This window comes from uncultured Maribacter sp. (assembly GCF_947495965.1).
Classification (GTDB): Bacteria; Bacteroidota; Bacteroidia; order Flavobacteriales; family Flavobacteriaceae; genus Maribacter_B.
Genome location: NZ_CANMBB010000008.1, coordinates 25,629 through 43,744 on the forward strand (window position 1 = coordinate 25,629; position 18,116 = coordinate 43,744).

The window sequence follows — 18,116 nt, forward strand, 5'->3', positions numbered from 1 at the left end:
AAAAGTTTGTTTTTTAAACTTAATAAAACCTATTTTATAACAAAAAATATTAATTCTTAACTATATAATTTATAGAGCTAGGAACTTCGCTATTATAAAAAGTACATTTTTCGAATGTAGTATTAGCATTAAGTTGGTAACCATTATCATTCTTATAACTATGGTCAACTATATTTAATATATTGTTTAAACTACAATTTTTAAAACTAAAACCACTATTAGACCTAGAAATAACGAATAAACTTGGGGCACCTGTAAAGTTACAATTCTCAAAAAAGTTATTTTGAGACAAATCATCTTTATCATTCCACCAACCTAACTCAATAGCCGCATGGCTCTTATTGTAAATACTTACGTTTTTAAAACTATTTTGCTGCCCAGCATGTTCAGGGTAAGGATTTTTACCACTATCTAAAAAACCTACACCTACAGCTCCATTTTCAGATTTTACATTTTCAATTAAATTATTTTCTGCTCCATCCATAACAATAATAGCTCCTCCTTTAAACAAACCGTAAGAGTTATCTCCCGTTACAGTAATATCATGAGCATAACATTCCGTAGCTCCATCAAAATGAATATCTGTACCATAAACTATACTTTTTTCCATTATATTTTTATTAGACAACTGGTTAAAGCATATTCCATGCCCACTATGGTTACTACTTATTAATCTTTTAGCTCTTACATTGGTAAACAAATTATTTTTTCCTGTAGTATGAAAATAATAATCTTGTGGATTACCATTATCAATATCACTTGTAGACTCGTTATTAGCAACCAAAGTATTTTGAGATACATTTATTGTAAACCCTCTAAAAGTCATATTGTAAGCAGCACAATTTTTTATCACATTATTTTGAGGCATTGCATTACCATAATCATCTCCCCATATAAGAAAAGCAGTACCTTGTAAATCACTATTACTTCCTCCTTGCCCTTCAATATCTGAAAACCAACCTAAATTTGCTACAGTAATATTTTCAAAAACAGAAGAGTCAACATTCCTCATTGAAAAGCCTCTTCTATAATATTGTATTTGCATATTTCTAAAAACGAAACCTTCTTCACCTCCATCATTATAGAATAAGGACTCATTGTCAATATATTTTGGAGCTTTACTAGTGTCCCCAGAAAAAGTAGGCATCAACGAAGCGTCTAATTGGTGAGTACCATCCGCAGCCTGAGGTCTTTTTTTATAATCCTCCCAAGATACAGTTGAAAACTCAGAAGCATTAATATCGCCAGGAGTATCTTTATAACCTATCCAATAACAAGGGCGAGATGGGTTACAATCAAGATTAGACAAATCATAATGTGCACCGCCCTTAGCGCTTGAAAAACCACCATACTCTCCTGACTTTATGTAAAAAACATCTCCTGATTGAACAAAATCTTTTCTAAACGCGGTATTAATATCTATAGGGCTAGATTCTTTTAAACCTGTATTACTAGATTTACCATCCACAGAAACATAAAACACTCTGTTTGGATTACTTGGTATTAAAGGAATATTATTACCTACACTAATTTTAAAAGGAGCTAAATTATCATTAGACTCTGGCTCATTAACAATAGGTTCTGCATCATTTGAGGAATCTAACTGAGGTTCTGGAGCAATTTGTGGAGTATCTTCAACTAAAGATGAAGTATCTGTATCCTCTAAGCCGCTATTATCCGAAATCATTACATCATAAATTTCAAGAAATATATTACTTGTTTCATCTGACAAAACAGATTCTATTAATAAATCAGAATCTTTAGCACAAGAGGTTAAACACAAAGAAGAAGAAATTGTAGAAATAAAAACAAACAATAGCATCATATTGTTTTTGTTTAATTTGTGGGGTAAATTCATTGTCGTAGGTAGTTTAATTATAGTTAATTTATCAAAGATTTGGTTTTACAAAGCTAACTATCCATTTTTATTTAATAGATTAATTACCTAAATTTTCGATGAAATGCACTTTTTTAAGTAATTCCCTTTGTAAAATTCTAAAACTATGTACGCTAATCATTTAAAATTGGATTAAGAAAATTAAAAATTAACACTGCATTAACATTTAAAAAAAATGCAGCTTGCTTTTTAACTAAACTAACATAGTCTTTACCTATTATTTAAAATAGCATCCTTTTGTTTTTAGTAATTTTGATTTTTTATAAGCATACTAATAATAAATATGTATTTAAGCTGTTATAACAACAATAAATGAATACCTATTTTTAATAATAAAATATGACTATTGCCGTACTTTTAACCTGCCATAATAGAAAGGTCAAAACAATAAATTGTTTAAACAATCTTTACAGAGCTTATACAAAGTCAAATTCTTCAATAGAATTTGACATATATCTTACAGATGATGGCTCTACAGATGGTACTGCTGAGGAAGTTAAAAAACAATTTCCAAAGACAACTATTTTAAAAAGCGACGGTTCTTTATTCTGGGCAAAAGGCATGAATAATTCATGGAAAGAAGCTTTAAAAAAGAATTATGATGGATACTTATTATTAAATGATGATACTAATGTATATGACAATGTATTTTCTCAAATAATAGAAACTAATACTTTCTGTATAGAAACATTTAAGCAATCTGGTGTTTATGTTGGGACTACAATAGACCCAGTAAAAAAGAAACTATCCTATGGCGGATCTGTACTTTTAAATAAATTTCTATACACATTTAAAAAGTTAAAACCTAGTGGAACACCACAACAATGTGATTTAGGAAATGCCAATATTATGTTTGTTTCTAATACTGTTGTTGAAAAAGTAGGAATTTTATCTAAAGGATATATACATGGTGTTGCAGATTATGATTACACTTTAACATGTATAAAAAACAAAATACCTGTTCTTATTACTCCAGACTTTTGCGGAGAATGTGTAAATGACCACAAAGGCTTGTATCATAACTTTCATTTAAAAACTTTTAGAGAAAGAATTAAGCACTTGTACAACCCAACAGGAATTGCATTTAAATCCAGATTACTTTTTATGAGAAAATTTTTCCCTTACCGATATCCTATTTTTTATTTAATGGGATGGTTTAAAGTTTTGTTCCCTAAATTTTATATGAATCAATTCACAAAAAGATAAACCACTATTTTCTCTAAACCCAAGTAAAAAAAACATATGAAAATTCTTTACATACACCAATACTTTACTACTCCAGATAAACCAGGGGGTACCAGAAGTTATTGGATAGCTCGCGAATTAATTAAAAACGGACATGAAGTTACCATGCTAACTGCTAATGGTAATATAAAAAATAAAGTTGAGTATAGTGAAGTTGTTGGCATTAAAGTAATTTCTTTAAAAGTATCTTATGATAACTCAATGGGCATTTTTAAACGCCTTCAGTCTTTCGTAAGTTTTATGTGGCTTAGTACCAAAATTGCTTATAAACAAAAAGATATAAATTTAGTTATTGCAACTTCTACCCCACTAACAATTGGGTTTCCTGCTTTAATTTTAAAGAAATTTAAGAAAACACCATATCTTTTTGAAGTAAGAGACTTATGGCCAGAGGTCCCTATACAAATGGGAGCAATAAAAAATAAGTTAGTAATAAACATTTTAAAATGGTTCGAAAAAACTATTTATAAAAATGCAAAACATGTTGTTGCTTTATCTCCAGGTATGGAAAAAGGAGTTTTAGATACCGGAATTCCTCAAAGTAAAGTAAACATGATTCCTAATATGGCTAAAATAGACCAATTTTGGTCTAGAGACATTAATTTAGAAATAGCCAAAGAATATAATATAAATACAAGTACTTTCAAGATAGTTTATTTTGGAGCATTAGGTAAAGCTAACGCTATAGAATATATATTAGATTCTGCTAAACTACTAAAACAAGAAAAAGATATTGAGTTCTTAATTTTAGGTGGTGGTGCAATGGAAACTTTAATAAAAGAAACCGTTAAAAAAGATAATTTAACAAACGTAAAATTTTTAGGTAATTTTAAAATGGCTGTTACTTCTGAAATTGTAAATATGTGCCAAGTTTCATTAGTAACTTTTGATAATTTACCAATACTAGCAACAAATTCTCCTAACAAACTTTTTGATTCTTTATCTGCTGGAAAGCCAATTATTGTTAACTCCCCTGGCTGGACTAAAAAGCTTGCAGAAGACAATAATTGTGGTGTTTTTGTAGACCCTACATCTCCAGAAGATTTTAAACAAAAAATAATTCAATTAAAAAATTCTCCGGAAAAACTAGTTGTAATGGGAAAAAACTCTAGACAACTTGCTGAAACCAAGTACGACAAATCTATTTTATGTAAAGAGTTTCTAGATACTGTAAATAATATTGACTTAACATAATTACCTAATGGTATATAAATTATTTAAAGCTATAGTAGATTTTTTTGTTGCCTTAATAGCATTATTAATACTTTCGCCTGTATTTATTAGTATTACCATATTCCTATACTTTGCTAATCAAGGAAAACCTTTTTTCTATCAAGAAAGACCTGGTAAAAACGGAAAAGTTTTTAAAATAATAAAATACAAATCTATGAACGACAAAAAGGATGAATCTGGTAAACTACTACCAGATTTTAAAAGACTTACTACTGTCGGTAAATTTGTTAGAAAGTATTCTTTAGATGAAATTCCTCAATTACTAAATGTACTAAAAGGAGATATGAGTATTGTTGGGCCTAGACCTCTATTAGTATCGTATTTGCCACTTTACAATGAAAATCAAAGAAAAAGACACAATGTAAAACCAGGTATTACTGGGCTTGCACAAGTAAACGGAAGAAATGCTTTGTCTTGGGATCAAAAATTTAAGTACGATATAAAGTATGTTGAAAATATTAGTTTTATGCTTGACGTAAAAATATTACTTAAAACCGTGAAAAAAGTATTTATTTCAGACGGTATAAATGCTAATGACAATACAACTATGAAAGAGTTTACTGGTAATTAAAATTATTAAAAACAACTAAACGTTTTATTTTACATTTTATAGATAAATATAACTTTATAATAGAAAATATTTTAATTTTAATCTCCCCTTAGAACTGAATCCTAAAATTTCTTCAAAATGCTGTGTTAATCAATGAAAGTTACATCAACAACCCTTAGAAAAAACTCCAATATAAATACTATATTTTGCGATTTTTTTGACACCTTAATACATAGAAACGTGCATCCAAACTATGTATATAAATTATGGAGTAAATATTTAATTCAAGAATTAGGCCTTAATATTAATATTAATGATTTATATAAGACAAGGTTACAATCTTTAGCTTATATAAGTAACAAACAACAGATTAGAAAAGTTGAAGTTTTATATAAAGATGTTATAGCAGAAGTATATAACAGATTTATAAATAATAATATTTTTCCAAACAAAATTTCATTCGAAACATTCCTTAAGTTAAGTAGTGAAGCTGATTATATTGCCGAAATAAGTGTACAGTTTACAAACAAAAATCTAATAGAGGAATTAAGAGAATTAAAAAGTCAAGGAAAAAATATTTATTTAGTTTCTGACTTTTATTTATCTAAAACAATATTTATGAAAATCTTAAAATATCATTCTATTGATGATATTTTTAATGATGTTTTTATTTCTTGTGCTGTAGGGCATAGTAAGGAAAACGGTTCTATATATAAATATGTACTAGATAAAACTAATTGTACTTCAGAATCTGTATTAATGATAGGAGACAATAAAAAAAGTGATGTTATAAATGCCTCTAAGTATCATATTAAAAGTATTTACCTAAAACACAGTAAACATAAGCGAAGAAACAAGCTTAATGCTATTGGAAACGATAAAAATGATTTTAATCTTATTTTAAAAGATATTGAAAAAACATGTAAAAAAAGTGATTTCCCTTATAGTCAATACATTATTTTCTTTACTATTTTTATTGAAAGATTATATAAAGAAGCCAGTAAGAAGCAAATAAAAAATATATTTTTCTTAGCAAGAGAAGGTCATTATTTAAAAAAAATGTTTGATTATTACCAAGCAAATAACTCTCTTTTTGAGAGCCAAAAAATAAATACCCATTACTTTAAAATATCAAGGCAATCTGCAATGCAATTTGCTCTAAAAAAATTAGATGAAGAGAAATTTAAATACTTAGAAGAAAGGTACGGAAATATGTCTTTAAGGATGTTTTTAGAAAACTTTCTATTCCCAGATTCTAAAATAGCGGAAATTGTAGAAGAGACTAAGCTAGATGAAAATGAAATTATAAAACAGTTTGTAACTTCTGAATCTATGACAGTTTTAAGAAGTAGTAATTGCTTTAAAAAATATTACGAAGAAAATAGAGTTGCTCAAAAAGAATATTTTAATGGCTATTTTAACTCTTTTGATGTAGATATTAAAAAAGAAGGTATAACGTTAGTAGATGTTGGTTGGGGAGGCAGTATGCAGCAATGGCTTAACGAATACTTTGACAAAACCGTAAGTGTTACTGGCTATTATATAGGTTTAAAAAAAATATATGATATTACAGACCAAACAAAAAGGTTTGGAATTAACTTTTCTATATACCCAAATGAGTCTTACACGGATACTTTATTAATGGCTAACTCCCAATTATATGAGCAATTACTTTCTGCTCCACATGGTAGTACCCTAGGGTATACCTCTAAGGAAAATGACTATACTATTGAGTATCATCAAGAAAATGAAAAATATGTTTATGACAATTATTTTTCAGCCACTCAAGACTACATGTTTTCTATATATAAATTATTTTTAGAAAAACTCAAACCTATTACGTATGAGGATACTATTGTTCAAAAAAATATGACAGACTTAACAATTAGAACAGGATTATTCTCTAGAAATAAAGATTTAAAGTTTCTAAAAGATGTAACACAAGGTTTCTTCCAAAATATTGGAAACACTGAGGTAGGTATTGTTTACAAAACAGAAAAAATAGGAATGTCAAAAGCACAACTAATAAAAACCTTTTTTTTGTACCCAGAAAAAACGTTCCGATATTTAGTAAAGTTAAAACCAATGTTATACAACACAAAAAGTAAAGTAGTAGCTTGGTTATTTACCCCTTTTGTTAATGGTGTTTATTATTATATTAAATTTAATAAATACATAAGAGATTCGTTTTTTAATAAAGAACTTATATAACAAAACAATATTTTAAAAGATAGTAATGTTATATAGTATCTTAAATAGTAATTTAGTCATTAAAACTAATAAATGAACATTCTAGTAACATCTGCAGGAAGACGAGTATCTTTAGTTAGAGCATTTCAAAAAGAATTAAAATATTTATACCCAACTGCTAAAGTTTTTGCAGCAGATGCTAACCCAAAGGAATCTGCAGCATGCCACGCTGCTGATAGTTTTTTTTTAGTTCCAAGATTATCTGAGGATAATTATATTGAACACTTAATTGCTAAATGTAAAGAGCACCATATAAAACTTATTATACCAACTATAGATACTGAATTACTTTTGCTTGCAAAAGAAGAAGATAAATTTATAAAGAACAATATTACAGTTCTTATTTCTTCCGCTTCATTTATTCAAAAATGCAGAGATAAAAGATCTATTCATGACTTTTTTAAATCTAAAAAAATAAATATAGCAGAAGAATATAGTAAAACAGACTATAAATTACCATTATTTATTAAGCCTTATGATGGTAGCAGAAGTATAGACACGTATTTAATTAATACAAAAGAAGACTTTACAGATTATCATTTTGAAAACGATAAATTAATGTTTCTTGAATATGTAGACCACAAACTACATGACGAATTTACATGTGATTTATATTATGACAAAAAAAATACTCTAAAATGTATTGTACCTAGAAAAAGAGTTGAAGTAAGAGATGGAGAAGTTAATAAAGGAGTAACTGCAAATAACGAACTAGTTTCCTACATAAAAGAAAGACTAAATCATATAGATGGTGCTATAGGTTGTTTAACTGCTCAGTTTTTCTTACACAAAACTAATGGTAGCATTTATGGTATTGAAATAAACCCAAGATTTGGTGGTGGGTACCCATTATCCTATTTAGCTGGTGCAAACTTTCCAAAATGGATAATTCAAGAATATTTTCAAGATATAAAAATTGAAGAAAACTTTAACTGTTGGGAAGATCAGTTAATGATGTTGAGATATGATGACGAAATTTTAGTACATGGATATAAAGGTTGATAAAAACACTGTAGTTGTGTTTGATTTAGATGACACGCTATATAACGAAATTGACTATCTAAAATCTGCTTATATTTTTATAGCTAAAAAATTAGACTCCAATAATTGGAAACAACTTTATAGCTTTATGTTTTCTTTATACAGGAATAAAGAAAATGTTTTTGATATTATTTCAGAAAAATATTCCATATCAAAAATAGAATTAATTGAAAGCTACAGAAATCATAAACCAAACATCACTTTATTTGATGGAGTCTTAAATGTTTTTAAAGCCATAATTAACAAAGGCGCCAAAATTGGGATTATTACAGATGGCAGAAATATTGCCCAAACCAATAAAATTGAAGCCTTAAAAATAAAGCAATTTATAGATTTTATATGCATTTCTGAAAACATAGGTACAGAAAAACCTAGTGAAAATAATTTTAAATTTATAGAAGATAATTTACCAGCCAAAAAGTATTATTACTTAGGAGACAACCTTAAAAAAGATTTTATTGCTCCAAATACATTAGGATGGAAAACTATAGCTCTAATAGATAATGGTTTAAATATTCATTCCAACTCTTTCAAGTATTTAACCCCCCCCCATTTACCAGATAATTTTATACTATCCATTAAAGAGTTAAACGTAGTATAAAAAAACTCTTTTAATTCATTTATTAATTACTTAAAATAAATTAATTGTCAATAGAGATTATTACATATAAGAAAGAATGGGATGCACTGGTTACGCAATTCGAAAATTCCGATTTTTATCATACTTTCGATTATCATGAGTTATCAAAAAAAGAAGATGAAACTCCGATAATAATAAAGTATGTAGAAAATAATACTCTAATTGCTATACCTTTATTAGTACGCAAAATTAAAGACACTCCTTATTCAGATGCAACTTCTGTATATGGCTATGCAGGTCCTTTATCTTTAAATATTCCTCATGATTTTGACAATACAAATTTCAGAAAGGAGTTTCATGAATTATTAGCACTACAAAATATTATTTCTATATTTTCTAGACTTAATCCATTTATATTACACCAAAAAAAGATTTTAAACAACTTGGGTGAAATATGCTACTCTGGTAAAATTATATTTATAGATACCTCGCAAGAGTTAGATGTTCAAAAGGCACAGTACAAAAGAAGATATAAAACCTATATAAATAAATCTAGAAAATTATGTGCAGTCCAAACTGCTAAGAGTAAAGAAGAAATAAAAGAGTTTATAAATATATACAATGAAAACATGGTTAGGGTTCATGCCAAAAACAACTACTTTTTTACCGAAGAATATTTTTTTGACTTTATAAAATCTAACTCTTTTAAAACTGAAATTTTATTAGCAAAATGTACTGAAACCAATGCATTTATAGCTGGAGCTATGTTTGTTAAAAAAAATAATATAGTACAATATCATTTATCCGGAACCAAAAATAATTGCTTACAGTTAAATGCTATTAAATTACTTATAGATGAGATGAGGATAGCTTCTACAATGCAAGGTTATGATTTTTACAATCTTGGTGGAGGGGTTAACAGCAAGAATGATAATCTTTTTTATTTCAAATCTGGTTTTTCTGAAACTACTAAAGATTTTACCCTTTGGAAATATATTGTTAATTCAGAAATTTACAATGAATTGGTATTTAAAATAAAACAAACAAAAGCAAATGAAACTTCTTTAAATACTAATGAATACTTTCCAAGTTATAGATCATAAATACTGTAAATAACAATTAACTTACTATGAAAAGTAACCCTTTTTTAACGGATACATTTAAAGAAACTTGGGTTAAACATTTTAATTCTCAAAAAAAGGTTTATCATTTTCCTGAATTTAATTATGTCAATTTTGTAGAAAGTAAAAAAGGGATATCTACCATTTATAGCAATGTTGGAAAAACACATACTAAAGGAATTTATTATACTGTAAACAAACAAAATACTACTCCTAACAACAACAATGTACTTTTAATTTATGATGTTCCAAAATATTATAATATAGACGTACAAAATTCATTAAAAGTAATTTCCTCTAGACAATATCCTGGCTTTTTAATTCATCTTTCAGAACATAAAGATCTAAATTCCTATTTACTTTCTAAGTTTAAAAAAAGTAGTAGATATAAGCTTAAAAAGTATAAAAAAAGATTAGAAAGTTGTTTTAACATATCAACTAAGTCCTATTTTGGAGAAATAGAAAAAAATGAATATGACTATATTTTTGATTGTTTTAGAAAATTACTTGAGAAAAGATTTGAGGATAAGCAAACCGTAAACAACAATTTAGACACAAAAGAATGGAATTTTTATTTTGAAGTAGCTTACCAACTAATTTTAGAAAAAAAAGCCTGTTTATTTGTAATTTATAATAATGAAAAACCCATTACTATAACTTTAAATTACGTTTCTGATTCTATAATTTATGACGCCATAACTGTTTTTGATATTGATTATTCAAAATTTCATTTAGGGTCTGTTAACATAATGAACTTAATTGAATGGGGAATTACAAAGGGATATAAAACGTTAGATTTTTCTAAGGGTTACTTTGATTATAAAACAAGATGGGCAGATTTAGAATATGATTTTGAATATCATATATATTACAATCCAAAATCATTAATAGCTACTTGTGTAGCTAAAACTCTAAAATATAAGTTAGACTTAAAACAATTTCTTAGAGAGCATAAAGTAAATGATAAGTTGCATGAAATAACTTATAAATTAAAAAACAGACAAGAGAAAAAAGAAGTAAATTATGAGCTTATTTTACTAGAAAATAATTCTTCAAAAGAATATAACTCACTTGTAAATATAAATAATACGCAAAATCAAATTTTAATTCCTGCTATTTATGATTTTCTTTATCTTACTCTTGAAAACATAAACGCTATTTCTGTATATAACACAAAAAACGAACCTAATAAATATCTAATTAAAGGCCAAAATAAAAGTGCAGAAATAAAAATTAACATCTAATTAAACGTAAAGTGAAAAACCACCCATACAATTCTTATATTTTTAAAGAAAAATGGATTAATCATTTTACAACCCCTGAAAATGTTACTGAATTTAATTATTTATTAGGCCCTAGTTTTTTAAAGAAAAAAAATAGTGAAACTTATTATAATACTACAAGTAGTTTTACTCTTCAAAATTATTACAAAATAAATAGGGCTTCGTCTTCTGAAGGGTTAAAAGGAAAAACTATATTAATATTTAATGTTCCTGATTATTTTAAAATAAACACAAATACAGCCTCTACAAATTTAAAAATTGTACCCGTTAGAGAATATATTGGCTATTTAATAGATTTAGATAAGGTAGATTCTTTTAAATCTTATTTATCATCAAGGTTTAATTCTAAAAAAAAGTCGCAAATAAAAGGGTATTCTAAAAAATTAGAAAAAAATTTTAATATTAAATATAACATGTACTTTGGCGAAATAACCAAAGAAAAATATGATTATATAATGGAATGTTTTTATGACCTTTCTATAAAAAGTTTTAAGAAAAAAGGACTTAAAAACAGAAAGCTAATTCCTAAAAATTTTAACTTCACAAAAGATATAATTTATAACTTAATTGTTAAAAAACAAGCTTGTATTTTTGTTGTTTACAAAGATGCTAAACCTATTGGTATTTCTGTAAATTATAACTCTAACAATATACTTTTTGGAGACTCAACAGTATATGACACTTTATATTCTAAATATAATGTAGGAACCATTATGCTTATGAAACAATTAGAATGGTGCTTTAGCAATAGAATAAGTACTTTTGATTTTTCTAAAGGATACTTTCCTTATAAAAAAACATGGTGTAATACTTCTTATCATTTTGAGCATCATATTTTATATGACACAAGTTCTTTTAAAGCTACATTAACAGCTTATAAAAACATATATTTCCTTAAAATAAAACAGTTCCTTAGAGAACATCCTCTAAGGAACTATTTAAAAAAAATAAAAAAACACCTTTTATTAAGAAAAGTATAAATACTTTCTTTTATGTTCTTATAAATTAAAACTCCAAAACAATAAACTCCGATCTTCTGTTAATCTTATGCTTACTTTCTGGACAATAAACACCATCTCCACAATCATTTAACAACTTTTCTTCGCCATACGCTTTTGTAATAAGTCTTGAAGAGTCTACACCTTGCTTAATTAAATACTCTTTAGTAGTTTCTACACGTCTTTGAGACAGCTCTTTATTATAGCCCGAAGAACCTCTAGAATCTGTATGCGATGCAATTGTTAAATTTAAATCTGGAGTTTCCTTTAATAAGGCTGCTAAGGACTCTAATACTTTTCTAGAGTTTCTATTAATATAAGAAGAATTTAAACTAAAATACACCAAACCATAATCCTTTATTTCACCTTGTAATTTAGCTATACGTTCTCTTTTAGCCTGTTCTATTTTTTCTTTTTCAAGAGCAGCTAATCTTGCTTGTTCTTTTTCCTTTGCTAATTTTTCTGCCAACAGCATTTCTTCTTTAATTCTATTTGCAGTAGCTATAGAATCATTCACTCGTTGTTTCTCTGTTTCTTGAGCCTCTATTAAGGCTAACTTTTCTTCTCCTTTTTTAGATAAACCCTTCTCTATACCAAATTGATATACAACTCCAACAGAGTGTTGTAAATGGTTAGTTGCTTCGTTAGAACCCATAGTCCACTTTCCTGAAGAATTAAAATCTAAACCTACCTTATCAGAAAACCAGGTTCTAAAACCAACAACAGCATTATAGGTACCCCTACCAACATTATTAGCCTCTGTATATCCTATACCACCACCTACATAAGGATCAAACCAAGCTGTTTCTCCAAACAATTTATTTAAATCATAAGAAACTCGAGCATCAAAGCCTAAATAATCAGTTACATCTGTTACTTTTATCCCATCAACTACTTTACCTTCTTTATATTTGTTGTAAGTTGCTATTGCCTCTATCCCTACACCACTCTTAAAATAACGACCTATACTTAATCTATTTGGAAAAGTTAATCCATTCCACTCTTCTTTAAAATTAAAAAGACCATCTGCAACATCACCAGAATCATCTACAAAATTGTATCCTAAGCCTAGCATCCACGAACTTTTTACAATACTATCTTTCTTTGTTAATTTTAATTCTTCTTGCGCAAAAAATGGTATACTTAAAAACAGCGTAGCAATTAATATATAATGTTTAATATTTTTCATAATTAAGATTTTGGAACTTATTGTCCGTAAAATTATGAAAAGTAAAATGTTAGGTAAAATATAAACTTCTAAAAGCAAGGATATTCGGTAGAAAGATTAACGGTAATAATAATAGATAAAAAAACTACTTTTTAAAAGTTATTTCTTTATCAGAAACAGGTATTTTATAAATTTTAAACGGACTTACAATAGCTTTTTCTTTCTTTTTTTCTTTATTGTAAATTGTTTTTAATTGTATCTCTTCATCCGTTTCTAAAGTTAATTCCAAAGAAGAATTTAAAGTGTTCTTATGTTCTCCCGAACAAACAACAACTAAAGTCTCTTTTTTAAAATCTACATTCGGAACTGGAATTCCTGGTTTTCTGGTCTTATTAATTTTTGAAAAAAAGCTTTTTAAACTTTTTTGATCTTTAATAATAATATTTTCTTTTTTGGTTAATCCACTATAATTATCTTCTAATAATAAAACAATAGAACCTTTTGAGGTTATCATATTTTTCTGTCCTTTACACGATACTACAAATACTAAAATAAGTAATAATAAATTTTTCATAAGAATATTATTTATTTTCGCACCTACCATCATATGCCCTTTGGTAAATAGCTTCATAAAGCGGTAATATATTTAAAATATCAAACTCTTCAGCTACTGCAACAGCATTTTGTTTAAATGTGTTTAACTTATTATCATCACTTAACAACGTTATAGCATTCTCTGCCATTTCAGAAACGTTTCCTACATCACTTAAATAACCGGTAACACCATGTCTATTAACTTCTGGAATACCTCCTGTATTACTAGATATTACAGGGACTTTATTTATCATAGCCTCAAGTGCAGCTAAACCAAAACTTTCTGTTTCTGACGGTAATAAAAACAGATCCGAAAAACAAAGAATTTTATCAATCTCATTACTATTACCAAGAAAAATTACTTTATTAGTAATACCATATTCTTCACATAAAGCCTCTGCTTTTACTCTTTCTGGCCCTTCACCTACCATTATTAGTTTAGAAGGAACTTCTTTTTGTACTTTATTAAAAATATGAATTACATCTGGAATTCTTTTTACCTTTCTAAAATTACTAATATGAGTAATAATTTTTTCTCCTTCTTCTGCCATAGCAGTACGTTGGCAATCTGTAAAGGAGGGTTTATATTTTGTTTTGTCTATAAAATTAGGAACTACTTCTATTTCTCCTTTAATATTAAAAAGTTCTAAAGTACTCTTTTTAAGATTTTCCGAAACAGAAGTCACTACATCAGATTTATTAATACTAAAAGTAACCGCTGGCTTGTAAAAAGGGTGCTTACCAACCAATGTAATATCTGTACCATGTAAGGTTGTTATCATTGGTAAGCAAAGCCCTTCTTCTTCTAACATTTTCTTTGCCATATACCCAGCATAGGCATGCGGAATCGCATAATGCACATGTAACAACTCTATTCCAAAAAGTTTTACAGTATCTACTAATTTACTAGATAATGCTAATTCATAAGGTTGGTATTGAAATAAAGGATATTCAGGAACATTTACCTCATGAAAATGGATATTGTTACTTAAAAGCTCTAACCGAACTGGCTGTCTATAAGTTACAAAATGTATTTCGTGTCCTCTATTTGCTAACGCTATACCTAATTCTGTTGCTACAACACCACTACCACCAAAGGTTGGGTAACATACTATTGCTATCTTCATTTTACAAAGCTACCTTTTAATTTATAATAGCATCATAAATTAACTTTTGAATCCTTGTTCTTAACCCAGATTTAACTAAAAGTGTATTAGATGCTGTAGGATATGTTCTATTAGAAAGAAACACATAAACTATTTCTTCTTCGGGATCTGCCCAAGTATAAGTACCTGTAAAACCACTATGTCCAAAACTTTTACGAGATACACAACCGCAGGTAGGTCCACTCTTTTCCAATTGGGGTTTATCAAAACCCACTCCCCTTCTAACATTTTTGTCACAAAAATAACAAGTGTTAAATTTTTTCACTGTTCTAGAGTCTAAATACCTATCTCCTCCATAATAGCCATTTTGCAAATACATTTGCATAATCTTTGCTACATCATTTGCATTACTAAAAAGACCTGCATGTCCTCCTACTCCACCTTGCATAGCTGCTCCCATATCATGTACATAACCCTGCACGGTTTGGTATCTATAATACGTATCTTCTTCTGATGGTACTATTTCTTTTTTAGAATGGTTTTCTAATGGATTATAACCCGTTTGGAAAGCTCCTATGGGTTTATATATAAAATCTGATGCTAATTCATCTAAACCTTTATTATAAGTATCTTCTATATATTTTTTCATTACATAATAAGAAACATCACTATAACGGTATCTATTAGATTTTAAATCTTGTCTTCCTATTCTGTTATAAATTGAATCTTTGTATGCATCCGTTAAGTATAAATTATCGGCTACTTTTATAGAAAAACCAGGTAATTTTTGTTCTCTATAAAACTCTTTAGATGGTTTTCTTTTTTTATCTAATGTACTTACGTAAAATGCTATCCATGCTGGTAATCTTCCGTAATGCGAAAGTGCTTTTAAAACGGTTACATTTTTTATTTCTGTATCTGCGTATGCTGGTATTAATTCTTGAAAGGTATTATTCAATTTTATTTTACCCTCTTGCTCCATTTTCATTACCATAGGCAATGTTGCTAATATTTTAGTCACGGAAGCCAAATCATAAATATGATTTGGGGTAATTTTTTCGTTAGATTTATAAGTAGGTTTCCCATACCCTTTATTAAATATAACCTTCCCTTTTCTTGCAATTAAAACCTGAGCACCAGGAAACATTAAAGAATCTAAGCCATTTTGGACTAATTTATCTACTTCTGCTAATTTAGAAGAACTAAGTCCTACTCTCTCCGGAATACTATAACCCAACCTCTTTAAAGACTTTAATTCTACACTAGTATTAACTGGCAATGTAGCATTTGCAGAAACTGGTAATTTTCCTTTTGCTGCTATTGCTCCAAATATTACTTGCGCCGTTTTTTCTTGGGCAATTTTACTATTTTGGTATCCTACTATAACACCATCTATAAAACTCAAATCTATATTCAGAAGTGCATATGGTTTTGTAAATACGCTTAATATTACATTAGAACCTCTTTCTTTACTTATCTCTTGGAGAATATTCTTCTCGTTCTTATTTAGCGAATAAGCTTTCCATGGACTCTCATTACTCCTATGATGCCCTATGATTACTAAGTTATACGGTTTTAATTTCTTTTTAAATGTTGCAACATCGTTTCCTTGTATATGAGTAACTTTTGCATATTTATTAAGTTCGTTTAAAAATGGTTTATGATCTGCGTCTCCAAACTTTACATAAGCTATATTTTTATTTTCAAGTTTTTTAATACCCATTAAATAAAACTTATTCTTAACTACTGTAATGGCATTCTCAATAGCCTCTTCATAAATTAAATCGTCTTCTAATGCATTTAAGTCATTATATAAATTTTTGGTTGCTATTGGTTTGTACTTATGTAAACCAACTTTATATTTTGCCAATAAAATTTTCTTCACAGAATATGCCAATCTGTTTTCAGAAATTCTACCTTTTTTATAAGCTTTTATTAATTTTTCTTTTGCCTTTTGCACTTCAGTTGGCATTAAAAGAATATCATTCCCTGCCATAAATGCAGCCAATTCTACGTCACCATTTTTTCCTTGCGTAGAAACACCTTTCATATTTAAAGCATCCGTAAAAATTAACCCTTTAAATTTTAATTTCTCTTTTAATATTCCAGTTATAATTTGTTCTGATAAAGAAGAAGGTAGATTTTTTTTTATTTCTAATCCAGGCACATTTAAATGCGCAACCATTACACTACTTAATCCTGATTTTATAAGCTGTTTGTATGGATAAAGCTCCACACTATCTAATCTTTCTTTCGTAAAATTTATAGTAGGTAGTGTTAAATGAGAATCTACAGAGGTATCTCCGTGTCCTGGAAAATGTTTACCGCTAGAAAGAACACCAGCACTTTCCATTCCCTGCATAAAAGCAATACCTTTTGCTGCAACATTAAATTTATCTTCCCCAAAAGAACGATTTCCTATTATAGGGTTTTTAGGATTGGTATTAATATCTATATCTGGCGCAAAATTAATATGCACGCCTATACGCTTAGCGTGCTTTCCTATTTGTCTACCAACTTTTTCTACTACAGCATTATCCTTAATTGCTCCTAGTGTCATATTCCAAGGGAATGCGTAGGTAGAATCTAAACGCATTGCTAAACCCCACTCTGCATCCATACCTACTAATAATGGTAAGTCTGAATACGATTGAAATTTATTTGTAAGTTTTGCTTGTTGTACTGGTCCTCCTTTTGAAAATATTACACCTCCAATTTTTTCAGTTTTAATTAAGGTTTTTATTTTTTCTATACTTGCTTTATTTTGATTAGAAGCTATACTAACCATAAAGAGTTGCCCTAGTTTTTCTTCTAGTGACATCTTCTCGTAGGTAAGATTTACCCACCTTTGCTGTGCCATACTATCTCTAGCCACTAAAGGATTAGATTGTCCTTGTGCATTTAAGAAGTAAAAAAATAAAAGAAAAATGGTTAGATTAAAACGCATATAAAATTCGTGTATGAAAATAACTAAAAAGAATTTACATTATTGCATTTTATTCTTTTTAAAAAGTAGTTTTAAATAATAAAGCAAGTACTATACCAAAAGG

Annotated in this window: 14 protein-coding genes; 9 read left to right on the forward strand and 5 right to left on the reverse strand. The window is 28.0% G+C overall.

Annotated features, from left to right (window positions below):
- Positions 1-49: 49 nt before the first annotated feature.
- On the reverse strand, positions 50-1,858 hold the full coding sequence (locus Q0820_RS13945) for a hypothetical protein (RefSeq protein WP_298488393.1): 1,809 nt from the start codon (positions 1,856-1,858) through the stop codon (positions 50-52).
- A gap of 378 nt (positions 1,859-2,236) precedes the next feature.
- Between Q0820_RS13945 and Q0820_RS13950 the strand changes: the two genes are divergently transcribed.
- The 9 genes from Q0820_RS13950 (at position 2,237) to Q0820_RS13990 (ending at position 12,180) form a co-directional block, all read left to right on the forward strand.
- Positions 2,237-3,103 (forward strand): glycosyltransferase, encoded by an 867-nt coding sequence (locus tag Q0820_RS13950; RefSeq protein ID WP_298488395.1) that lies wholly within the window; start codon positions 2,237-2,239, stop codon positions 3,101-3,103.
- Positions 3,104-3,139: 36 nt separating this feature from the next.
- On the forward strand, positions 3,140-4,336 hold the full coding sequence (locus Q0820_RS13955) for a glycosyltransferase family 4 protein (RefSeq protein WP_298488396.1): 1,197 nt from the start codon (positions 3,140-3,142) through the stop codon (positions 4,334-4,336).
- Positions 4,337-4,343: 7 nt separating this feature from the next.
- Entirely contained in the window at positions 4,344-4,946 is a 603-nt protein-coding gene (locus tag Q0820_RS13960) for a sugar transferase (protein ID WP_298488398.1), read from the forward strand.
- Positions 4,947-5,078: 132 nt separating this feature from the next.
- Positions 5,079-7,136, forward strand: coding sequence for an HAD family hydrolase (locus Q0820_RS13965; protein ID WP_298488400.1), 2,058 nt, complete (start codon positions 5,079-5,081; stop codon positions 7,134-7,136).
- 72 nt (positions 7,137-7,208) lie between these two features.
- Positions 7,209-8,177: an ATP-grasp domain-containing protein gene (locus tag Q0820_RS13970; protein WP_298488402.1), complete on the forward strand. Its 969-nt coding sequence runs from the start codon at positions 7,209-7,211 to the stop codon at positions 8,175-8,177.
- Complete coding sequence (locus Q0820_RS13975) at positions 8,161-8,817, forward strand: HAD family hydrolase (protein WP_298488404.1); 657 nt, start codon at positions 8,161-8,163, stop codon at positions 8,815-8,817. The genes Q0820_RS13970 and Q0820_RS13975 overlap by 17 nt, the downstream gene beginning before the upstream one ends.
- A gap of 44 nt (positions 8,818-8,861) precedes the next feature.
- On the forward strand, positions 8,862-9,899 hold the full coding sequence (locus Q0820_RS13980) for a peptidoglycan bridge formation glycyltransferase FemA/FemB family protein (protein WP_298488406.1): 1,038 nt from the start codon (positions 8,862-8,864) through the stop codon (positions 9,897-9,899).
- 26 nt (positions 9,900-9,925) lie between these two features.
- Positions 9,926-11,161 (forward strand): GNAT family N-acetyltransferase, encoded by a 1,236-nt coding sequence (locus tag Q0820_RS13985; protein WP_298488408.1) that lies wholly within the window; start codon positions 9,926-9,928, stop codon positions 11,159-11,161.
- An 11-nt stretch (positions 11,162-11,172) separates the two neighbouring features.
- Positions 11,173-12,180 (forward strand): GNAT family N-acetyltransferase, encoded by a 1,008-nt coding sequence (locus Q0820_RS13990; RefSeq protein WP_298488410.1) that lies wholly within the window; start codon positions 11,173-11,175, stop codon positions 12,178-12,180.
- 25 nt (positions 12,181-12,205) lie between these two features.
- Here Q0820_RS13990 and Q0820_RS13995 read toward each other — a convergent pair whose 3' ends face one another.
- The 4 genes from Q0820_RS13995 to Q0820_RS14010 form a co-directional block, all read right to left on the reverse strand.
- On the reverse strand, positions 12,206-13,387 hold the full coding sequence (locus Q0820_RS13995) for an OmpA family protein (RefSeq protein ID WP_298488411.1): 1,182 nt from the start codon (positions 13,385-13,387) through the stop codon (positions 12,206-12,208).
- A 124-nt stretch (positions 13,388-13,511) separates the two neighbouring features.
- Positions 13,512-13,940, reverse strand: coding sequence for a hypothetical protein (locus tag Q0820_RS14000; RefSeq protein WP_298488412.1), 429 nt, complete (start codon positions 13,938-13,940; stop codon positions 13,512-13,514).
- Between the two features lie 7 nt (positions 13,941-13,947).
- Entirely contained in the window at positions 13,948-15,087 is a 1,140-nt protein-coding gene (gene bshA, locus Q0820_RS14005; RefSeq protein ID WP_298488414.1) for an N-acetyl-alpha-D-glucosaminyl L-malate synthase BshA, read from the reverse strand.
- 16 nt (positions 15,088-15,103) lie between these two features.
- Positions 15,104-18,013, reverse strand: a complete 2,910-nt coding sequence (locus Q0820_RS14010) for a glycoside hydrolase family 3 N-terminal domain-containing protein (protein WP_298488416.1) — start codon at positions 18,011-18,013, stop codon at positions 15,104-15,106.
- Positions 18,014-18,116 lie beyond the last annotated feature (103 nt).